Below are 20586 nucleotides of genomic sequence, written 5' to 3'. Positions count from 1 at the left end.
TGATCAATCATGTTTAAGAAAATTTCCCAATTCCTCGACAGCTTGATGTTGAAAGATATTTTGGTTGGTATGTCTATTACCGGCCGCTATCTCTTTAAACCAAAAATTACCGTTCAATATCCTGAAGAGAAGACTCCGCAATCTGTTCGTTTCCGCGGTTTGCATGCTTTGCGCCGTTATGAAAATGGGGAAGAGCGTTGCATTGGTTGCAAATTATGCGAGGCTGTTTGTCCTGCTTACGCAATTACGATTGAAACAGCAGAGCGTGATGACGGTACACGTCGCACCAGCCGTTACGACATTGACTTAACCAAGTGCATTTTCTGTGGCTTCTGTGAAGAGGCTTGCCCAGTTGACGCCATTGTTGAGACCAATATTTTTGAGTATTTCGGTGATAAGCGCGGTGACTTGTATTTCACTAAAGAAATGCTTTTGGCAGTAGGCGATAAGTATGAAAAAGATATTGCCGCTAACCGCGCAGCAGATGCGCCTTACCGTTAATCGAATAAAGCACAACGACATATGACATTCGATACCTCTACATTATTCGCAGCCTTCTTCTACGCGTTTGCTGGCCTTTTAGTCCTCTCAGCATTACGCGTGATTACTGCTCGCAACCCAGTGCATGCTGCGCTGTTTCTAGTTTTGGCTTTCTTCTGTGCTTCTGGCCTTTGGATGCTTTTGAAGGCAGAGTTCTTGAGTTTGGCTTTGATCCTCGTTTATGTTGGCGCTGTGATGGTGCTCTTCTTATTCGTAGTGATGATGCTTGATCTCGATCTTGAGCACTTACGTCGTGATTTCAAGAAATTCTTACCCGTAGCTTTCTTAATGGGTGCGGTAATTGTGTTGGAGTTGTCCATCGTCCTGATTCGCAGTTTTATTGGTACCAATGCGCCAGTACAGCCGATGCTCGAGGAAATGGCTACTAGCAACACGCAAGCCTTAGGCATGTTGATCTTCGTTGACTATGTATATGCATTCGAGGTTGCTGGTGTCATTCTCTTGGTGGCCATTATTGCTGCCGTTGCATTGACGCTGCGTAATCGTAAAGATTCCAAGTCCCAGAATATTCATGAGCAAGTGAACGTGAATTCTGCAGATCGTATGCGTATCGTGAAGATGGGTTCAGATATGGCCGCAAAGCAAGATACACGCGGGGAGAAGAAATGACTATTACCCTTGCTCACTACTTAGTGCTCGGCGCAATCTTGTTTGCGACTAGCGTGATCGGTATCTTCTTAAACCGTAAGAACATCATCGTGCTCTTGATGGCAATTGAATTAATGCTCCTCTCGGTGAACATGAACTTTGTAGCCTTCTCTCATTATTTGGGTGATATGGCTGGTCAAGTATTCGTATTCTTTATTTTGACTGTGGCTGCTGCTGAGGCAGCAATCGGTCTGGCAATTTTGGTTGTTCTCTTCCGTAAGGTAGACACCATCAATGCTGAAGACCTTGACCACCTAAAAGGCTAGTCATGCAATTGACCTTAACTCTTCCTGTTCTCTGCGCAATTCCGCTGGCGCCATTGTTTGGCTCCGCAATTGCGGGCTTCTTCGGCACCAAATTAGGTGGCAACCGCATCGGTAACGGCGCTTGCCAGTTTGTAACTATTCTTGGTGTGATGATCGCTTTCGTCTTGTCTTGCTTCGTGCTGGTACAAGTCATGGATGGCTTCTATTTCAATGGCACCGTGTATCGCTGGATGCAATTGGGTGAACTCAATCTGGATATTGGTTTCTTAATTGACCCTCTGACAGCCACCATGATGTGTGTGGTGACCTTTGTATCTTTGATGGTCCATATCTACACTATCGGTTACATGCAGGGTGAAGAGGGCTACAACCGTTTCTTCTCATACATTTCACTCTTTACCTTTGCGATGTTGATGTTGGTAATGAGTAATAACCTCTTGCAACTCTTCTTCGGATGGGAAGCGGTGGGTGTGGTTTCTTATTTGTTGATTGGCTTCTACTTTGAGCGCCAATCTGCTGTTTTTGCCAATATGAAAGCCTTCTTAGTTAACCGTGTTGGTGACTTTGGCTTCATTCTCGGTATTGGCTTGCTTTTAGCCAGCACTGGCTCCATGAACTACGACGTGATCTTTGCTCAGAACACGGCACTTGCTGCGCAAACTTTACCGGGAACTAGCTGGAATTTAGTCACCGTAGCTTGTATCTGTTTATTCATTGGTGCGATGGGTAAATCAGCCCAATTCCCATTACACGTTTGGTTGCCTGACTCGATGGAAGGCCCAACCCCAATTTCTGCATTGATTCACGCAGCAACGATGGTCACTGCCGGCATCTTCATGGTGTCACGTATGTCACCGTTGTTTGAATTGTCTGATGCAGCCTTGAGCTTCATCTTGGTGATTGGTTCGATTACCGCACTCTTTATGGGCTTCTTGGGCATCGTCCAGACCGATATCAAGCGGGTAGTTGCCTACTCAACACTGTCTCAGTTGGGTTACATGACTGTCGCATTGGGTGTTTCTGCTTATCCAATAGCCATCTTCCATTTGATGACACACGCATTCTTCAAGGCGCTCCTGTTCCTTGCCGCGGGTAGTGTGATTTTGGGTATGCATCATGAGCAAGATATGCGCAAGATGGGTGGTCTCTGGAAATACATGCCTATTACTTGCCTGATGATGTTGTTGGGTAACTTGGCTTTGATCGGAACACCATTCTTCTCAGGCTTCTATTCAAAAGACTCCATCATCGAAGCGGTAGCTGCTAGCCACATTCCTGGTTCTGGCTTTGCTTACTTCGCGGTAATGGCCAGCGTCTTTGTAACGGCTTTGTATTCTTTCCGTCTGTACTTCTATGTATTCCACGGCAAAGCCCGTTGGGGTCATGATGATGCTCATGCGCACGATCACCACCATGATCATGCGGAGCAGGGTGACGATCATGCACATCATGGTTTAGCTCCTGGTCAAAAACCGCATGAGTCACCATTTGTTGTGACCTTGCCATTGATCTTGTTGGCAATTCCTTCAGTCATCATCGGTTACTACACGATTACGCCTTTGTTATTTGGCACCTATTTCGGCGATTCGATCTTTGTTGATATTGGTAAGCATCCAGCGATGAAGGAGCTTGCTGAAGAGTTCCATGGTCCGATTGCCATGGCAATGCATTCATTGACATCCCCAGTATTGCTTTTAGTTGTATTGGGCGTATTGACCGCTGCGATTGGCTACCTCTGGGCTCCGAAGTTGCCTGGTGTAGTTGCGCAAGCATTCGCACCAATCAAGAAGCTCTTGGATAACAAATACTATCTCGACGATTTAAACCAAGCGGTTTTCGCTAAGGGCTTGCTGTGGATCGGTGGTGTCTTGTGGCATCGCGGCGATCAACAGGCTATTGACGGCTTCTTGGTTAACGGTAGTGCGCATGCAGTAGGGCGCTTTTCCGGTGTGATTCGCCATTTGCAATCCGGTTATCTCTATCACTATGCCTTCGCAATGATTGCGGGCTTGGCGGTATTGCTGGCTTGGGTTTTGTACGCTTACCTGCCTTTTGTTCGCTAGGCCTTTGTTACTTAAGTAGCCATCATGATTCTTTCTTACGCCATCTGGATCCCGATTTTCTTCGGCATCATTATTTTGTTCTACGGTTCGGAGAAGCCGACTGCCGGTGTTCGCTGGTTGGCCCTCGTCGGTTCTGTTCTTGGCTTCATTGCAACTCTGCCACTGGTGATCGGCTTTGATATTGCCAACCCAGGCATGCAGTTTGTTGAAAAACTCAGCTGGATTCCTCGCTACGACATTAACTACCACTTAGGTATCGACGGTATCTCTGTATGGTTTATCGTCCTGACTGCATTCATCAACATTATTGTGGTGATTGCCGCATGGGAAGTGATTGATAAGAAGGTTTCACAGTACATGGCTTCTTTCTTAATCCTTTCTGGATTAATGATTGGTGTATTCGCCGCTCTAGATGCATTGCTGTTCTATGTCTTCTTCGAGGCAACCTTAATTCCGATGTACATCATCATCGGTGTGTGGGGCGGCCATAACCGTATCTACGCTGCATTTAAGTTCTTCTTGTACACCTTGCTCGGCTCATTGCTCACTTTGATTGCCATGCTGTATCTGTACAACGTAACGAATACCTTTGACATCTTGGCTTGGCACAATGCTCGCCTCGATATCGTTGAGCAAATTCTCCTGTTCTTTGCTTTCTTCATGGCGTTTGCTGTGAAGGTGCCAATGTGGCCATTACATACTTGGTTGCCAGACGTTCACGTGGAAGCGCCGACTGGTGGCTCTGTAGTGTTGGCTGCAATTATGTTGAAGCTCGGTGCTTATGGTTTCTTGCGTTTCTCATTACCAATCGCCCCAGATGCAAGTCAGTATCTAGGACCGTTTGTCATATTCCTATCTTTAGTGGCTGTGATTTACGTAGGCGCTGTAGCTTTGGTTCAGAAAGACATGAAGAAGTTGGTTGCTTACTCTTCAGTAGCGCACATGGGTTTTGTGACCCTCGGTTTCTTCCTCTTTAGCCCCCTGGGTATTGAGGGCGGTATTGTGCAGATGATTTCTCACGGCTTTGTAGCCGGCGCAATGTTCCTTTCTATTGGTGTTTTGTATGACCGTATGCATACCCGTCAAATTGCTGATTACGGTGGCGTTGTACATCGTATGCCTGCGTTCACGGCATTTGCAGTCTTGATGGCAATGGCTAACTGCGGTTTGCCTGCTACTTCCGGTTTCGTGGGTGAGTTCATGGTGATCCTCGCTGCAGTTGATTACGACTTCGTGATCGGCATCTTGGCAGCGACTGCATTAATCCTCGGTGCCGCTTACTCTTTATGGATGGTGAAGCGCGTGTTCTTTGGTGCCGTTACTAATAAGCATGTTGAGGAGTTAAAAGACCTCAATGCGCGTGAGTATTTCATGATGGCAGTGTTGTCCATCTGTGTGATCGGTATGGGTGTTTATCCAAAACCTTTTACCGACATCATTCATCCAGCCGTGATTAATCTGCTGCAGCATGTTGCTGTTAGCAAACTCTGAGTAAAAGCTAATGCAAGCATTTGACCTATACGCCGTCCTGCCGGAACTCGTTTTACTCCTAGCTGCCTGTCTCTTATTGGTAGCAAGCGTTTATGTTCCTGAGCGTCAGCCAGCAACCCCTGGTGTAGAGCAAGATATTTTCCATACGCCTCGTGGCGTTGGTTTTGTTTACTTTTTCTCCATCATTTTGTTGGTTTATTTGATCTTTGCATTTGTTGGACGCATTGGGGATGTTTCTGTTGTTGCCATGAATGGCTTATTTCAGTCTGATCCTATTTCAAACCTATTAAAGGCCTGTTCATGCGGCGCAGTATTGGTGAGCTTGGTGTATTCAAAGCAATACCTGACTGATCGTGCATTGTTCCGCCCAGACTTTATTGTCTTGGCTTTGTTGGCCTTGTTAGGGCAGTGCGTATTAATCTCTGGCGCCAATCTTCTGACTCTATATTTAGGTCTTGAGTTGATGGCCTTGCCTACCTATGCATTGGTAGCAATGCGTCATAACAATGAGAAGAGTGTAGAAGCAGGTATTAAGTACTTCATTCTGGGCGCATTAGCTTCCGGTTTCTTGCTTTACGGTATGTCCATGTTGTACGGTGTAACCGGTTCACTTGATTTAATTGAAATCTTCAGAACAGTTGCCGATCCTCGTGTAAATCATTTGGTGATGGCTTTTGGTTTGGTATTTATTGTTTCTGGCTTAGCCTTCAAATTAGGTGTTGTGCCATTCCATATGTGGGTACCTGACGTTTATCAAGGTGCACCAACTGCAGTAACTCTGATGATTGCTGCGGCTCCAAAGATTGCAGTCTTTGCTTTGCTATTCCGTTTGCTCGTGAATACCTTGTTGCCACTCTTGGGTGACTGGCAGCCGATGTTGGTCTTGTTGGCAGTCTTGTCATTGGTTGTGGGTAACGTCACTGCGATTGCACAAACCAATATGAAGCGTATGCTGGCTTACTCTGCGATTGCGCAGATGGGCTTTGTGTTGCTAGGTATGCTGTCTGTATTCGATGACCATGCTTTTAGCGCTTCGATGTTCTATGCCATCACTTATGTATTGACTACCCTTGGAACTTTCGGCCTCCTGATGATGTTGTCACGCAAAGGTCATGATTGCGAAACCATTGATGATCTCAAGGGTTTAAATAAGCGCCATCCATGGTTTGCCTTTATTGGCTTAGTAATGATGTTCTCTTTGGCCGGTATTCCGCCAACGGTGGGCTTTGCAGCTAAGTTGGGCGTACTTGAAGCCTTGGTTGATGGTGAACACACATTCTTGGCCATTATTGCCGTTATTGCTTCATTGATTGGTGCTTTCTATTACCTCAGAGTAGTTAAGGTGATGTACTTTGATGAGCCAAAAGAAGAGCATGCTTCTGAGGTTACTGGGTCAGGATTTGCTCGTGGGTTGTTGAGCTTGAATGCGATATTCGTTTTGGCTTTGGGAATTTTCCCAGCCGGACTCATGGCTGTGTGCCTTGATGCAATGCGCCGTACATTGTTGGGCTCATAGAGAAGTAGCTTAATTAGCTTGTGATGAAGGCTCCTTGTTGGAGCCTTTCTCTTTTCTGTCATCTAAGTTTTGTATGATGGATATTCAATTAATGAAAGACGCGCTATGACTGAAAAATCCTTTAAAGATCTCCCTGTTGGCGATGCCCATTTGCGGGAGGAGCGTTTGTCTAGCGAGGATATCTACGGCGGCATCTTTCTAAACATGAAGCGTGATCAGGTGAGCTTGCCCGATGGCAATCAAGCGGTACGTGAATACCTCACTCATCCTGGAGCAGTTGCAATTTTGGCGATCTTGGATGATGGCAGGGTATTGATGGAGCGTCAGTATCGATATCCCGTTGCAAAGGCTTGCCTGGAGATTCCAGCAGGGAAGCTAGACCCTAAAGAGGATCATCTGGTATGCGCTCAGCGAGAGTTGGAAGAAGAGACGGGCTATTCCGCTAGCAAGTGGAGTTTTATCCGCCGCATCCATCCAGTGATTTCATATTCGACGGAGTTTATTGATATCTATCTTGCTGAAGGCTTGGTGTCCGGCAAAAGCCACTTAGATGATGAAGAATTTTTGGATGTATTTGCCGCACCTCTGGAGCAACTATTGAAGTGGGTAGAGCAGGGCGAAATTACCGACGTGAAAACAACGATTGCAACTTACTGGTTGGACCGCTATCGCCGTGGTTTAGTGAGTCCTACGCCCATTCCAGGCTAATTTCATAATCCTATTAAAATAGGGGTATTGAATTTAGTAATTTTGCCCCTATATAGGTCTTATGAAAGTTTATAACCTCGCTTGCCCACTGGATCATCGCTTTGAGGGATGGTTCGCCTCTGAAGAGGATTGCCTTGCCCAGCAAGGCAAGGGGATGCTGGCGTGCCCTATTTGCGACAGTACTGAGATTACGCGGATGCCATCAGCTCCACATATTGCTAAATCGAGCTCGAGCAAAGATATTCCAACTTCAACTGAGCTGACTGTTGCCAGCCCTGCGGCAACGGATAACTCCGGTGTGAGTGGTGGACTAACTGGCGACGTTGTTGCCTTGACTGGAAACGATCACTCTCAATTGGAGGCTCAGGTTCAAGCGGCCTTTTTAAAGGGCATGCGTGAGTTGATGGGGCGCTCCGAAGATGTTGGAAGTTCTTTTGCTGAAGAGGCTCGCAAAATTCACTATAAGGAATCTCCTGAGCGGAGTATCCGCGGTCAAACCACTCTAGATGAAGCTGAGGCTTTGCGTGAAGAGGGGATTGAAGTCATGGCAATGCCCATGATGCCCGCCTTTAAAAACACCCTGCAGTAGCCAGTCTCCCCCTAATTCCCCTATACTTGGTGTGCACCCAGAGCCTGGGGATGACTAAGTTATTAGGATAGGAGAAATACCCATGAAACGCTTTTTTCTGGCATTGTTTGCCGCTGTTCTGGCGCTCACCATTGTGGCTTGCTCCAAGTCCTCAGATACCAAAGAAATTAAGGTTGCTGTATCACCCGCATCTCCCCCAATGTTATTTGATGACAAAGGGCAGATCGTAGGCGTTGATATGGATATCTTTCAGGGCTACTGCCAATCTCGTGGCTGCACTTTTAAAGTAACGCCATACGACTGGGCTGGAATGTTGGGTGCTGTATCCAGCGGTCAGGCTGACGTTGCCTTCTCTGGGATCTCTATTACTGATAAGCGTAAAGAGGTAATGGATTTTTCACAGCCGTACTATGACAATGCTTGGCATCTCGTGAGTATGAAGAATAAAAATATTCAGATTACCGATTTGAATCAACTCAAGAAATACTCAATCGGCTACCCGCGTGGCATGGCTTATGACGATCTTATTAAAAATGAGTTGGAACCAAAAAGTTACTACTCATTAAGCAAAGTCAAACTCTATCCTTCTTACGCTGAAGTGATTACCGATCTTCAGAATGGCAATTTAGATTTGGCTTTCATTGAAGAGCCTGTATTCCTTAATTATGAAAATAAGCTAAAGCTACCGATTCAGAGTAGTTATGTTTTCAAGGGCTTTGATAAGCTTGGTTTTGCCTTTGCTAAAGGCTCCAAATTGCGCGATGACTTTGATAAGTATCTCAATGAGCTTGGCCCAGAAAAGATCAAAGCTATTCTCGATAAGTGGATGAAATAAGCGCTCTCCATCACAATCTCAACAAGTAGTCGAAAGCCTGCCCTGTGACTTTTCTGGATATTCTTGCCCAGTTAGCTCAGGGCATTTCTTATACGGTGGTGGTAACGCTGGTTTGCTCGCTGACGGGCTTGGTGGTCGGCTTACTGCTATCGAGCTTACGTCGTCTTGATATCCCTTGGCTCATCCCCCTAATTGATTGCTATACCTACGTCTTTAGGGGTGTGCCAGTTTTAGTCTTGCTCTTCATGGTTTACTTTGGTTTGCCTGGCATCGGCTTTAAGGTTCCTCCTTTGATGGCTATGGCACTCAGTTTGGGTCTGGTGGCATCCGCCTATTTGGCTGAGGTATTCCGGGGTGCATTTAACTCTGTCGATCCAGCTGAAGTGATTGCTGCCAAGGCTATGGGTATGACACGTATACAGGTTCTCCGGTTTATTGAGTTGCCGCAGATGTTGCGATTCTCGATTCCAGGAATGGTCAACGAGTTCACCTCAGTTTTAAAGTATTCGCCATTTGCTTATACGGTCGGAATCCCGGAGATTACGAAGCAGGCCATGACTCTGACCTCAACAACGCTTCGCGGCATTGAGATTTACCTAGCGGTGGGTATTTTGTATTTCGTGATTTACCGAATCTGTTTACTCGGTGTTCAATTGCTGACTAAGCGTTATCAAATTCCAGGAATTGCTCCTGCATGAGTATCAATCTGACATTATCTAAAGAGGCAAGTTCGTGGCATTAATTCAAGTACGGGATTTGGTCAAAGAGTTTGATGGGCAAACTGTCTTGTCGAATATTAATCTCGATTTAAAAGAGGGTGATGTTCGGGTATTGATGGGTGCGTCCGGCTCCGGTAAATCCACCTTATTGCGCTGCCTCAATCGACTGGTCGAGCCCACTTCTGGATCAATTATTTTCAGAGGTAAGGAGGTACTGGGTCCCGGTGTTGATGTGCGTGAGTTACGTAAGCAAATTGGTTTTGTATTTCAGCAATTCGCTCTTTATAGTCACCTCACAGTATTAGATAACGTCTCATTGGGGCTACGTAAGTTGCATAAGATGGGTAAGGCTGAGGCTAAAGAGAAGGCCTTGCTTGAGTTATCCCATTTTGAAATGACACCCCATCAAGATAAGTACCCCTCACAGCTTTCAGGAGGGCAGAAGCAGCGTGTTGCCATAGCTCGGGCGTTAGCGATGGATCCTGCTGTCCTTGTGCTCGATGAACCAACCTCCGCACTTGATCCCGTCATGTCTAGGGATGTGGCTGATCTCATTAATCGCTTGCATAGCGAGGGCATCACTATGATTTGCGTTACCCATGATCTCAACCTGGCACGCAATATTGCGGACACTGTCATGTTCTTAGATCGCGGCGTGATTCGGGCTGATGATCGCATCGATGTGTTGAGGAAGCATTCTGATCCAGACATCAAAGCCTTTTTTGCCTCCGAGGAAAAGTTCTAATGGGGGGATGGCCGTCCTTTATTCGTGATCTCACGGAGCAGATGCCCTTGATTTTGACTGGGCTGGTGAAGACCTTGCAATTGGCGGGTTTGATCAGTGTGTCTGGATTGCTGCTGGGGATTGTGGTGTTCTATCTCACTCTAAGCAAAAACAAGTATGTACGCACTGCCATCAATTCCTATATTTCCTTTTTCATTGGAATGCCTTTAATTGTTTTACTATTCTTGATGTATTACGGCTTGCCGCAGTGGGGCGTTCGTCTCTCACCATTTACGGTTGCTTTCATTGGATTCACATTTAACGTAGCAGCTTATAACGCAGCCTATCTAAAGACCGCCTTTAATGGTTTAGATAAGAGTCAGTTGGAGGCAGCTAGCGCTCAAGGATTCAGCCCTCTCCAGATTTTTAAGTTGATTACCTTGCCGCAAGTGATTCGTCTTTCTATTCCAGCATTAACCAATCAAGTGATTGCCAACCTGAAAGACAGTTCAGTTGCCTTCTTAATTCAGTACACCGAATTCTTTGCGCGTGTACAAGAACTGGCTGCAACCAACTTCCAATTCTTCAAGGCCTATCTATTGGCTGCTTTGGTCTACTTAGCGCTGGTATCAGTAATTGTGTTATTCGCCAGAGCCATTGAGAGGCGTTACTTTATTCCTGCTTAAGAATAAATGAGCTGGGTAAAAAAATAGCGACCCGAAGGCCGCTATTTTTATTTATAAAGCTTAGCGCTGCGAATTACTTGGAAGTAGGCATTACAAACTCTGCGCCTTTAGCAATGCTCTCAGGCCATCGCTGCATGACACTCTTTTGCTTGGTATAGAAGCGAACACCTTCTTTGCCGTATGCGTGCATATCGCCAAAGAGGGATTTCTTCCAACCACCAAAACCATGCCAAGCCATTGGAACTGGAATAGGTACGTTAATACCGACCATGCCCACCTGAACGCGGCGGGCAAATTCACGGGCAATATTACCGTCGCTTGTAAAGCAGGCTACACCGTTACCAAACTCACAAGAGTTCACCAGATTCAATGCTTCAGTAAAGTTCGCTACGCGTAAGCAAGACAGTACTGGCCCGAAGATCTCTTCTAGATAGATCTTCATGTCTGGAGTAACGTTATCAAAGAGGGTGCCGCCGATAAAGAAGCCGTTGTCATGACCTGGCACTTTCAAGCCACGACCATCTACCAATAATTTGGCGCCGGAAGCAACACCGCTTTCAATGTAGCCAGTGATACGCTCTAAAGCAGCTTTAGTCACGATTGGACCCATCTCAGCATCGAGTTCCATACCGTTCTTGACTTTGAGAGTCTTGGTACGCTCAATCAGTTTTGGCATGATTTTTTCTGCAACATCACCAACCAATACTGCAACAGATATCGCCATGCAGCGCTCGCCAGCAGAACCGTAGGCTGCGCCAATCAAAGCATCAATTGTTTTATCGATATCAGCATCAGGCATGACTACCATGTGGTTCTTAGCGCCACCTAAAGCTTGGGAGCGCTTACCGAAGTGTGCGCAACGCTCATAGATGTAGTTCGCAATTGGAGTTGAGCCTACAAAGCTCACCGCTTTGACATCTGGGTTTTCAATTAAAGCATCAACAGCTTCTTTGTCGCCTTGAACCACGTTAAATACGCCATCAGGCAATCCCGCCTCTTTGAGAAGCTTAGCCATGAACAAGGAGGCCGATGGATCAGTTGGGCTTGGCTTCAGAATGAAGGTATTACCGCAGGCAATAGCTACTGGGAACATCCACATTGGAACCATGACTGGGAAATTAAATGGGGTTACACCAGCAACAACACCTAAAGGCTGGCGCATGACCCAGTTATCAATATCAGTAGACACTTGCTCGGTGTAATCACCTTTAAGAAGTTCAGGGATGCCAGTGGCAAATTCCACAATATCAATACCGCGAGTGACTTCACCTTGGGCATCGGTAAATACCTTGCCATGTTCAGCGGTGATGATCGCGGCCAGTTCATCGCGATTGGCATTCAGTAGCTCAAGGTACTTGAACATAATGCGCGCACGGCGCAGAGGGGAGGTTTGGCTCCATGTCTCAAAGGCCTTTTGGGCAACAGCAACAGCGGCGTCAATTTCTTTACGGCTGGCTAAGGCAACCCGTCTTGCGACCGCTCCTGTGGAGGGGTTAAATACATCAGCAAAACGACCATCTTTTGGGTTGATGACGTTGCCGCCAACAAAGTGGCCAATATCTGCTTTTGAATCAAAGGCTTGTGGTGCGCTCATAGTATTTTGCTTAAATAGTTATTTACTAGTTTTAGGTTCAATAAACTTGTATTGCGACGGAATCGCACAAGTGTATGGTCTCGTTTATCCTACTCATTCTATTTTATCGCTTTCATCACTTTTACGCATTTCAGGATCCAAGGGCCTTCCATGAGTCTTCTATTCTCCAGTTACACTCTTAGCGCTCCTAAGGGCGATTTAACGCTCCCTAATCGCATCGTAGTGGCACCGATGTGCCAGTATTCCGCAGTTAATGGTGAGGCCCAGGACTGGCATTTAATGCACTGGGCTAACCTCCTCAATAGCGGGGCAGGTCTATTCATTATTGAGGCTACTGGCGTGACGCAAGAGGGGCGTATTACCCCGGCTTGCCTGGGATTGTGGGATGACCGTACCGAAGCCGCCCTGAAAGACAAGCTCAGCAGAGCACGTAAGCTGGCCCCAGAAACCCCAGTATTTATTCAACTGGCTCACGCCGGTCGAAAAGCCTCCAGCGCAACCCCTTGGGATGGTGGCCAATTGCTATCTGCAGAGCAGGGTGGCTGGGAGACGGTTGCTCCTTCAGCAATTCCACAGCTAAAAGATGAGCGTCTGCCACATGAACTCTCCAAAGTCGAGTTGCAAGAGCTGATTGACGCATTTGTTGTTGCATCGCAGCGTGCCGAGCGAGTTGGTGTTGATGGTATTGAATTGCACGGGGCGCATGGTTATCTCTTGCATCAATTCTTGTCCCCAATCGCCAATCAACGCACTGATGAATATGGCGGCTCTTATGAAAACCGGATCCGCTTCCCCTTGGAATTATTTGCGGCAGTACGCAAGGCATACCAAGGTGTATTGGGTATTCGGATTTCAGCTAGCGATTGGATTGAGGGTGGCTGGACTCCTGAAGAGACTGCTGACTTTGCATCTCGCCTGAAGCCCCTGGGATGTAATTTTGTCCACATCTCATCAGGAGGTATTTCACCACTGCAGAAGATTGCAATAGGGCCAAACTATCAAGTGCCATTTGCCAAGATCGTAAAAGATCAATCTGGCTTGCCTACGATGACAGTTGGCCTGATCACCGAGCCACAGCAAGCAGAAGATATCTTGCAAAAAGGCGATGCGGATCTGATTGCCTTAGCTCGAACATTTTTATACAAGCCAAGATGGGCTTGGGAAGCTGCCGCAGCTTTAGGCGGTACAGTACCCTCAAATGAGCGTTACTGGCGCTGCTTACCGCGTGAGGCTCAAGCTATATTTGGTGACGTCAAAGTAGGGCAGCGATAATTCATATCAACCAACAAATAAAATTAAGTTACTGGAGACTAATATGAAATCAATCAAACTCATTTACCGTTCTTTAGCCATGCTTAGCATTGCATTGGGTTCTAGCTTTGTTAATGCTCAAGCATTCCCAGATCGACCAATTACATTGGTTGTGCCCAATCCACCTGGAGGTCTTGTGGATACCTCAGCACGTTTGTTGAGTGAGCCGCTAACTCGAGTGATTGGTCAGCCAGTGGTTGTTGATAACAAACCGGGCGCCAGTGGCAACACCGCCTATCAATATGTCGCTAAGGCTAAACCAGATGGTTATACCTTGCTGATTTCATATTCGGGTTATCACGTTGGCAACCCTTCCTTAATGGATAAATTGCCATGGGATCCTATTAAAGATTTTTCTCCTGTAGCGCTCCTCACGGTTTCTACGAATGTGATTGCAGTGCATCCATCTGTACCAGTAAATAACCTTAAAGAATTTATTGCCTATGCCAAGGCTAACCCTGGCAAATTAAATTACGCATCACAAGGTAATGGTTCCGTTTCTCACATTGGCACAGAAATCTTTAAGCAAAATACTGGTGTAGATATTGTTCATGTGCCATACAAAGGGTCCGGCCCTGCAGTGCAGGACGTATTGGCTGGCCAAGTGCAGTTATTTATTACGACTCCACCTTCAGTGATGCAACACATTCAGAGCGGTAAGCTCAAAGGCCTAGCTGTCACAGGAAAAAATCGCCATCCCGGCATGCCTAATGTTCCCACCACTGCCGAGGCTGGCTTACCCGCATTCCAGCTGGAGTCTTGGGTCGCTCTTTATGCGCCAGCAGGCACTCCAGCACCTGTGATTACCAAGCTAACCGACTCTGTTAAGAAGAGCCTTGCTTTGCCTGAGGTAAAAGAACGCTCTGATGCAGCTGGTGTTGAGCTACGTTACCTAACCCCAGTCCAAATGGATGCCTTGCTGAAAAAAGAATTGCCATACTGGGATAAGGCAATCAAATCAGCCAATATCAAGTTGGATTAAAGTCCAAATCAAACCACATTTAAATATTGAATTGAAGAAATACCGATGAAGCAACATTCCGTTAGAGAAGCATGGCTGGAAGATGCCGTTAGATATTTAGAGCCTGTGTTTTCAAAAGCGGGTTATGCCATTCCACCAGTGAGGGTGTCTTGTGGCTTTCCGGCTTCTAGTAGTCCGAGAACAACGTTAGGGCAGTGCTGGCCCCGGGAGCGTTCTGGCGGTGGAGTTAATGAGATCTTCATTTCTCCTAAGTTAGATGATCCTGTGCAGCTCTTGGATACCTTGGTGCATGAGTTGTGCCACGCTGTAGATGATTGCTTTAGCGGTCATGGTGAAGACTTTAAAGGCATCGCTCAGACTGTTGGTCTAGAGGGTCCAGCCAGAATGGCACATGCCACTGAGGAGTTGATGGTGCGCCTAATGATGATTAGCCAAGAGCTTGGCCCATACCCACATCAGGCGATTGTTTTTCCACCCCCAAGGCCAAGCAACGCGAGTCGCAATAAGGCCAAATGTGCTCAGTGTGGATATGAAGTCACACTATTAAAGAAGTGGGCTACCTATGGAGCTCCGATTTGCCCAAAAGATAATATTCGGATGCAAGAGGCGGTTATCGAAACGATTGAAAACACGACCGAGCACGATACAGAATCTGTTACTGGCTCAAAACCAAAGGCAGATGAAATCCGCCGTGCGATTAGCTAGTTAAAACTTAACTGGTAACAGCAGAAGGACTCCAAACGGGGTCCTTTTTACTTGCCTTGGCAATTTCACCTAAGATCTTTTCATGAAGCTCACAGTCTTCTGGAGTGGCTGTCATGAGTTTGAGTTTGGTAGGTAAAGCTTTCATTTGGCCAGATGCATCTGTGCCAACGGTGTAATCAATTAGATCAATGGAGAGATCTTCTTGACCACGCGTCATGGCTACATAGACTTCGGCCAATAACTGCGCATCAAGTAAAGCGCCGTGTAAGGTACGGTGTTGATTGCTAATGGCAAATCGCTCGCAGAGTGCATCTAGCGAGTTGCGCTTGCCTGGAAACATTTGACGAGCGTCTAGCAGGGTATCCGTAACCTTAGATGCAAGACCTCTAAAAGGAGGGCGCTTTAGCAAAGCAAATTCGTTATCCAAGAATCCTAAGTCAAACGCTGCGTTATGAATCACTACTTCAGCGCCATCAACAAACTCAATTAACTCTTCCACAATATTGGCAAATACCGGCTTGTCAGATAAGAATTCGCGGGAGAGGCCGTGAACCGCAAAGGCGCCTGCATCGATGTCACGCTCAGGATTAATGTAGTAATGGAAAGTGCGATCGGTTAATCGACGACCCACCATTTCAACGCAACCGATTTCAATAATGCGATCGCCCGTGGCAGGGTTAAGTCCAGTAGTTTCGGTATCGAGAATAACTTGACGCATTAGGTGCCTTCTAAAACAGATGGGGGGATTTCCATTGGGCCATTACCTGCGTATTTATCTAAATATAGATAGATCACAGGTGTGATGATGAGTGTTACAAACTGCGAGAAGATGAGTCCGCCTGCAACGCTAATGCCAAGTGGTTGACGCAATTCTGCGCCAGCACCTAAACCTAGGGCAATCGGTAGGGCGCCCATCAGTGCGGCGATCGTTGTCATCATGATGGGGCGGAAACGCAAGATACAAGCTTCACGAATCGCCTTCTCTGGCGACATACCTTGATTACGCTGTGCATCCAAGGCAAAGTCGATCATCAAAATCGCATTCTTTTTCACAATACCAATGAGCAGCAAAATACCAATCGAAGCAACAATCGTTAATTCAAATCCAAAGATGCGCAAAGACAAGATGGCGCCAATCGCAGCGGAGGGCAGTCCTGCCAGGATAGTTAGTGGGTGAATGTAGCTCTCATAGAGCACCCCTAGCAATATATAAATCACGCCCAGTGCCGCCAAGATCAGTATGATTTGACCGGATTGATTATCTTTAAATACGGCAGCATCACCACCATAGCTCGTAATGATCGAAGGTGGCAATCCAACTTCTTTAACAAATCCATCAATTGCTTTAGTGGCATCGCCTAGGAAGACATCTGGAGCTAAGTTAAAGGAGATCGTTACCGCTGGAATTTGACCTTGATGGTTCACAGCTGTCGGTCCGATGGTGCGAACAAAGCTGGCCAAGCTTGATAGGGGGATTAACTTATCAGTAGCGCGACCTCTGACATATACCTTATTCAGATCTGTTTCAAATTGACGATCATTCTCAGCAGTTTCTAAAATGACGTAATAGGTATTCACCGGCGTATAGATTGTGGATACCTGCCGCTCACCAAAGGAGTTGTAGAGTGCATTACGAATATCGGCAATGGTGACTCCTGCGCTAGCTGCTTGCTCACGATTGATTTCGATCTTGACGTTTAAGCCTTTCAGTTGTGAGTCGCTTGTCACATCGCGGAAGATGGGGTCAGCACGCATTTTTTGAGCGAGCTTATCAGCCCATTCATTAACGCCCTCAAAACCAACACTCTGCAAAGTAAATTGATAGCGACTCTTACTGCTGCGTCCACCAAGCTGTAAATTTTGAACTGGGCGCATGTACACCTGCAAGCCTGGTATCTCTTTGAACTTATTGCGCAATCCTTCGATAACCTTGCTCATCTTCTCGCGATCGCCCTTAGGCTTGAGGATGATGAAAAAACGTCCTGTATTGCGTCCAGCGCTTTGACCACCACCCAAGATGGAGATTGAGTTAGCCACATTCGGATCGTTATTAACGATCTCTGCCGCACGATCTTGAAGTGCCAGCATGGTTTTAAAGGATGTGTCCTCAGAAGCTTCAGTAGTTGCCGTAATTTGACCAATATCCTCTTCGGGAAAAAAGCCTTTTGGACTATAGACAAATAGGGCAATCGTGATGAAGAAGGAAGCAATCGCTCCCCACAATACTTTTTTTCGATTGGCTAATGCGAGATCAAGATAGTGAATATAGGTTTTGAGTGAGTAATCAAAAATACGATCAAACTTTTTGGTGATGGCATATTCTTTTGGGTGATCACCGGGCTTAGGCAAAAAGCGACTGCAGAGTAGGGGTACGATTGTGAGGGAGACAACTGCTGATACCAAAATGGACAGCGACACTACTACCGCAAACTCTCTAAAGAGTAGGCCAATTGGACCGGCCATAAAGAATAGGGGGATGAACACTGCCACTAAAGAAATCGAAATGGAGATGATGGTGAAGCCCACCTCTTTACTGCCCTTGAGTGAAGCCTTTAGTGGATCCATGCCTTGCTCGATATAGCGCATGATGTTTTCAAGAACAACAATCGCATCGTCTACTACAAGACCAACCGCAAGCGTGATGCCCAATAAAGAAATGTTATCTAAGCTGTAGCCTAAAAAATAGAGCAAGAAGAAAGCGCCAATCAGCGAGATTGGCAAGCTAACGGAAGGGATGAGAGTTGCAGAAAGACGCTTGAGGAATAAGAAGATCACCAAGACCACCAAAAGAATGGTGAGTGCTAGTGTCAAATTAACGTCATGAATCGCTTCAATAATCGATAGGGAGCGGTCATTAATCAATGTCAGTTGAATAGATGCTGGCATCTGCTCTTTGAACGTCGGCAGTAATTTTTTGACGGCCGCAACCACATCAACCGTATTAGCATTTGGCTGACGCATGATGCCAATCGCAATTGAGCGCTCACCGCCCGAAGTGGCAAAAGTCTTGACGTCCTCAAAGCTTTCCTGCACATCAGCCACATCTCTGAGGTAGACGGGTAGGCCGTTGCGTTGAGCAATGACGAGGTTGGCGAATTCATCTGCTTTGACAAGCTGGGGATTGGCGTAAATCGTGATGAGCTGACGTGGGCCATCTAAGGTGCCTACGGGACTATTGGTATTGGCCTTGTTGATTGCAAGCGCCAATTCTTCCATGGTGATATTTCGGTTACCTAAAGCATCTGGTCGTGCGCTGACGCGAACGGCATAGCGCTTAGCCCCATAAACCAAGACCTGTGAAACGCCAGTGATTGTGGACAACGATGGTGCTAGTAGGTTTTCCGCGTAAGCATTGATCTCAGAAAGGCTCATCGATGGCGAGCTCATTCGAATCACGAGCACCGCTGTATCTGCAGGATTGATTTTGCGGTAGGACGGTGGCACCGTCATTTCAATCGGAAGTCTTCTTTGTGCTCGAAGGAGGGCTGCTTGTACATCGACTGCTGCTTTATCAATATCACGGTCGTTCGTAAACTCGAGTGTGATGCTAGTCGAACCAAGTGTATTGGTTGAGCTAATGACTTTGATGCCATCAATCGTTGAGAATTCTTTTTCTAGTGGCAACGCTACAGAAGACGCCATATTTTCTGGGGCTGCTCCAGGAAGACTGGCGCTGACAGAAATAATGGGGGTGTTAAAGCTAGGTAGCGCTGCAACCGGAATCTTGAAGTAAGCAACGGTACCGGCGATCACTGTTGCAATCGACAACAGCACCGTCATCACGGGGCGTCTAATACATAACTCAGAAAGCGTCATTTTGTCTCAGGAGCAGGAGCCGCTGCCTTAGCTGGAGTGGATGCAGGAGTTTGTTTTTTTGCTTCGCGAATCTTGCTACCGGGACGCAAGTTTTGCTTGCCCTCAACAACTACACGTGAGCCGGACTCAATACCACTAATGACAGAGGTGCCTTGATATTCGTAGATCACCTTGATTGGTTTGGACTGAACCTTGTCATCCTTATCGACTACATAAACCAGGCGACCTTTCGGGCTGATCACAATAGCTTCAGATGGCACTGCAATAGCATCCTTGAGGGTATTGGCATTTAATGAGACGCGAGCAAATTGCCCTGGCAATAAAGTCATCTTCTCATTTGGAATTTGGGCTCGCACACGGACTGCTGCAATGCTAGGGTCTACCTGGTTATCAATCACCGTTACTTGGCCCTCGTAAACGGATTTGGCGTCATTGCCAACACTCACCTTTACTTTAAGTGGGACGTCGGCCTGCTTGTCTTCCATTAATAAAGGAATGTCTTTCTCAGGCACCACAAATTGAACGTTAATTGGATTTAATTGGGTGATGGTCACCATGGATCCAACGCTAGAGGTTGCGGTAGAGCTAGTTGCAGTGGTCACCACATTGCTTGCCTGTACTAGTGACCCTGGAAATACGTTAATGATGCCCGCGCGTCCTGCAATTGGAGAGCGGATAGAGTCATAGGAGAGTTGAACCTCAGCAGAGCGAGCTGCTGCTTGCGCTGACTTTGCATTAGCAAGTGAAGTTTCTAAGGCAGCTTTAGAGATAAAGTTTTTAGCGACTAATTCTTTGGCGCGTAGATATTGCTTTTGAGCATCATCTGCTAACGCTTTTAATTTCTCATAGTTGGCACGATCGTTGCGATCATCGAGTGTGAATAGGAGTTCACCTTCTTTAACCTCTTGCCCATCCTTAATGTGGATTGTTTTGACTGTGTTGGTAGTCATCGGGCGAATATCGACAATGCTGCTGGAAATAATTGTGCCTGTAGCCTCAATAATTAAAGGGATATTTTTTTTCTCGACAACCACGCTCGTAATGGTTTGTGGCCCACCTGTTTTACCGGTAGCAGGGAAGAAGTAATCGATTGCCTTAGAGCCGGCATACAAAACAACCAACACCACCAAAATGCGCCACTTGTATTTAATGGTGAATTCTTTCGCTGTCGCGTAGTCTATTTTTTTGGCTTTATCGATGTAGGGGGAGAGCTTTTGCCAAAGCTTGCATAAGCTCGCCTTTACCGAATTTTTAAGTGCGGGTAATTTGGCAACTACTTTGTCTAAGGCTGATTCAATTTTTGACACGGTCTCGGCGTTTTTCTTGGTTCTATATGGGTTTAGCGGTGAATTCTGTACCAGCTCTGAATGCG

At 46.5% G+C, this 20586-nt stretch carries 19 protein-coding genes; 15 read left to right on the top strand and 4 right to left on the bottom strand.

Annotation, left to right across the window (positions count from 1 at the left end; all coding sequences use genetic code 11):
- The first annotated feature begins 9 nt into the window (after positions 1–9).
- The 12 genes from nuoI (at position 10) to ICN25_RS09340 (ending at position 10806) form a co-directional block, all read left to right on the top strand.
- Positions 10–501 carry an NADH-quinone oxidoreductase subunit NuoI gene (gene nuoI, locus ICN25_RS09395; RefSeq protein WP_015420928.1) on the top strand — a complete coding sequence of 164 codons (492 nt, stop codon included), beginning with the start codon at positions 10–12 and terminating at the stop codon, positions 499–501.
- A gap of 21 nt (positions 502–522) precedes the next feature.
- Positions 523–1170, top strand: a complete 648-nt coding sequence (locus tag ICN25_RS09390) for an NADH-quinone oxidoreductase subunit J (protein WP_216181908.1) — start codon at positions 523–525, stop codon at positions 1168–1170.
- Positions 1167–1475, top strand: a complete 309-nt coding sequence (nuoK, locus tag ICN25_RS09385) for an NADH-quinone oxidoreductase subunit NuoK (RefSeq protein ID WP_015420930.1) — start codon at positions 1167–1169, stop codon at positions 1473–1475. Before ICN25_RS09390 ends, nuoK begins: the two co-directional genes overlap by 4 nt.
- A gap of 2 nt (positions 1476–1477) precedes the next feature.
- On the top strand, positions 1478–3538 hold the full coding sequence (nuoL, locus tag ICN25_RS09380; RefSeq protein WP_216181905.1) for an NADH-quinone oxidoreductase subunit L: 2061 nt from the start codon (positions 1478–1480) through the stop codon (positions 3536–3538).
- Between the two features lie 24 nt (positions 3539–3562).
- Positions 3563–5029 (top strand): NADH-quinone oxidoreductase subunit M, encoded by a 1467-nt coding sequence (locus ICN25_RS09375; RefSeq protein WP_216181902.1) that lies wholly within the window; start codon positions 3563–3565, stop codon positions 5027–5029.
- Positions 5030–5039: 10 nt separating this feature from the next.
- Complete coding sequence (nuoN, locus tag ICN25_RS09370) at positions 5040–6545, top strand: NADH-quinone oxidoreductase subunit NuoN (protein ID WP_216181899.1); 1506 nt, start codon at positions 5040–5042, stop codon at positions 6543–6545.
- Between the two features lie 105 nt (positions 6546–6650).
- Complete coding sequence (locus ICN25_RS09365) at positions 6651–7253, top strand: NUDIX domain-containing protein (protein ID WP_216181896.1); 603 nt, start codon at positions 6651–6653, stop codon at positions 7251–7253.
- A gap of 61 nt (positions 7254–7314) precedes the next feature.
- Complete coding sequence (locus tag ICN25_RS09360; RefSeq protein ID WP_216181893.1) at positions 7315–7842, top strand: DUF1178 family protein; 528 nt, start codon at positions 7315–7317, stop codon at positions 7840–7842.
- An 82-nt stretch (positions 7843–7924) separates the two neighbouring features.
- Positions 7925–8677, top strand: a complete 753-nt coding sequence (locus ICN25_RS09355) for a transporter substrate-binding domain-containing protein (protein ID WP_216181890.1) — start codon at positions 7925–7927, stop codon at positions 8675–8677.
- Between the two features lie 44 nt (positions 8678–8721).
- Positions 8722–9375: an amino acid ABC transporter permease gene (locus ICN25_RS09350; RefSeq protein ID WP_216181887.1), complete on the top strand. Its 654-nt coding sequence runs from the start codon at positions 8722–8724 to the stop codon at positions 9373–9375.
- A gap of 34 nt (positions 9376–9409) precedes the next feature.
- Positions 9410–10141 (top strand): amino acid ABC transporter ATP-binding protein, encoded by a 732-nt coding sequence (locus tag ICN25_RS09345; protein WP_216181884.1) that lies wholly within the window; start codon positions 9410–9412, stop codon positions 10139–10141.
- The gene (locus ICN25_RS09340) at positions 10141–10806 is read left to right on the top strand and encodes an amino acid ABC transporter permease (protein WP_216181881.1); all 666 of its coding nucleotides are present in this window, start codon (positions 10141–10143) and stop codon (positions 10804–10806) included. The genes ICN25_RS09345 and ICN25_RS09340 overlap by 1 nt, the downstream gene beginning before the upstream one ends.
- Positions 10807–10879: 73 nt before the next feature.
- On the opposite strand, the gene ICN25_RS09335 is transcribed toward ICN25_RS09340, so the two are convergent.
- The gene (locus tag ICN25_RS09335) at positions 10880–12400 is read right to left on the bottom strand and encodes a CoA-acylating methylmalonate-semialdehyde dehydrogenase (protein WP_216181878.1); all 1521 of its coding nucleotides are present in this window, start codon (positions 12398–12400) and stop codon (positions 10880–10882) included.
- A 150-nt stretch (positions 12401–12550) separates the two neighbouring features.
- Here ICN25_RS09335 and ICN25_RS09330 point away from each other — a divergent pair, with 150 nt between their 5' ends.
- From ICN25_RS09330 to ICN25_RS09320, 3 genes are all read left to right on the top strand, one after another.
- Positions 12551–13672 carry an NADH:flavin oxidoreductase/NADH oxidase gene (locus ICN25_RS09330; protein ID WP_216181876.1) on the top strand — a complete coding sequence of 374 codons (1122 nt, stop codon included), beginning with the start codon at positions 12551–12553 and terminating at the stop codon, positions 13670–13672.
- 79 nt (positions 13673–13751) lie between these two features.
- Complete coding sequence (locus ICN25_RS09325) at positions 13752–14693, top strand: tripartite tricarboxylate transporter substrate binding protein (protein ID WP_255536760.1); 942 nt, start codon at positions 13752–13754, stop codon at positions 14691–14693.
- 45 nt (positions 14694–14738) lie between these two features.
- A complete protein-coding gene (locus ICN25_RS09320; RefSeq protein ID WP_216181871.1) occupies positions 14739–15398 on the top strand; it encodes a SprT family zinc-dependent metalloprotease in 660 nt (219 codons plus the stop codon).
- Between the two features lie 7 nt (positions 15399–15405).
- Here the strand turns inward: ICN25_RS09320 and dnaQ are convergent, their stop codons facing one another.
- The 3 genes from dnaQ to ICN25_RS09305 are packed head-to-tail and all read right to left on the bottom strand — an operon-like array spanning position 15406 to position 20521.
- A complete protein-coding gene (dnaQ, locus tag ICN25_RS09315) occupies positions 15406–16116 on the bottom strand; it encodes a DNA polymerase III subunit epsilon (protein WP_216181868.1) in 711 nt (236 codons plus the stop codon).
- Positions 16116–19214, bottom strand: coding sequence for an efflux RND transporter permease subunit (locus ICN25_RS09310; RefSeq protein ID WP_216181865.1), 3099 nt, complete (start codon positions 19212–19214; stop codon positions 16116–16118). Before ICN25_RS09310 ends, dnaQ begins: the two co-directional genes overlap by 1 nt.
- Positions 19211–20521: an efflux RND transporter periplasmic adaptor subunit gene (locus ICN25_RS09305; RefSeq protein ID WP_216181862.1), complete on the bottom strand. Its 1311-nt coding sequence runs from the start codon at positions 20519–20521 to the stop codon at positions 19211–19213. Before ICN25_RS09305 ends, ICN25_RS09310 begins: the two co-directional genes overlap by 4 nt.
- Positions 20522–20586 lie beyond the last annotated feature (65 nt).

Source organism: Polynucleobacter sp. 80A-SIGWE (assembly GCF_018882295.1).
In the GTDB taxonomy this organism is placed as follows: Bacteria; Pseudomonadota; Gammaproteobacteria; order Burkholderiales; family Burkholderiaceae; genus Polynucleobacter.
This window is presented reverse-complemented; position numbering and strand designations above follow the sequence as displayed.

What these genes read in the sequence shown, in the direction of transcription:
- nuoK (WP_015420930.1), top strand. Translation starts at nt 1,167, where the DNA reads ATGACTATTACCCTTGCTCACTACTTAGTGCTCGGCGCAATCTTGTTT.
- ICN25_RS09360 (WP_216181893.1), top strand. Translation starts at nt 7,315, where the DNA reads ATGAAAGTTTATAACCTCGCTTGCCCACTGGATCATCGCTTTGAGGGA.
- ICN25_RS09310 (WP_216181865.1), bottom strand. Translation starts at nt 19,214, where the DNA reads ATGACGCTTTCTGAGTTATGTATTAGACGCCCCGTGATGACGGTGCTG.
- nuoL (WP_216181905.1), top strand. Translation starts at nt 1,478, where the DNA reads ATGCAATTGACCTTAACTCTTCCTGTTCTCTGCGCAATTCCGCTGGCG.
- nuoN (WP_216181899.1), top strand. Translation starts at nt 5,040, where the DNA reads ATGCAAGCATTTGACCTATACGCCGTCCTGCCGGAACTCGTTTTACTC.
- ICN25_RS09365 (WP_216181896.1), top strand. Translation starts at nt 6,651, where the DNA reads ATGACTGAAAAATCCTTTAAAGATCTCCCTGTTGGCGATGCCCATTTG.
- nuoI (WP_015420928.1), top strand. Translation starts at nt 10, where the DNA reads ATGTTTAAGAAAATTTCCCAATTCCTCGACAGCTTGATGTTGAAAGAT.
- ICN25_RS09340 (WP_216181881.1), top strand. Translation starts at nt 10,141, where the DNA reads ATGGGGGGATGGCCGTCCTTTATTCGTGATCTCACGGAGCAGATGCCC.
- dnaQ (WP_216181868.1), bottom strand. Translation starts at nt 16,116, where the DNA reads ATGCGTCAAGTTATTCTCGATACCGAAACTACTGGACTTAACCCTGCC.
- ICN25_RS09320 (WP_216181871.1), top strand. Translation starts at nt 14,739, where the DNA reads ATGAAGCAACATTCCGTTAGAGAAGCATGGCTGGAAGATGCCGTTAGA.
- ICN25_RS09375 (WP_216181902.1), top strand. Translation starts at nt 3,563, where the DNA reads ATGATTCTTTCTTACGCCATCTGGATCCCGATTTTCTTCGGCATCATT.
- ICN25_RS09335 (WP_216181878.1), bottom strand. Translation starts at nt 12,400, where the DNA reads ATGAGCGCACCACAAGCCTTTGATTCAAAAGCAGATATTGGCCACTTT.
- ICN25_RS09325 (WP_255536760.1), top strand. Translation starts at nt 13,752, where the DNA reads ATGCTTAGCATTGCATTGGGTTCTAGCTTTGTTAATGCTCAAGCATTC.
- ICN25_RS09330 (WP_216181876.1), top strand. Translation starts at nt 12,551, where the DNA reads ATGAGTCTTCTATTCTCCAGTTACACTCTTAGCGCTCCTAAGGGCGAT.
- ICN25_RS09355 (WP_216181890.1), top strand. Translation starts at nt 7,925, where the DNA reads ATGAAACGCTTTTTTCTGGCATTGTTTGCCGCTGTTCTGGCGCTCACC.
- ICN25_RS09390 (WP_216181908.1), top strand. Translation starts at nt 523, where the DNA reads ATGACATTCGATACCTCTACATTATTCGCAGCCTTCTTCTACGCGTTT.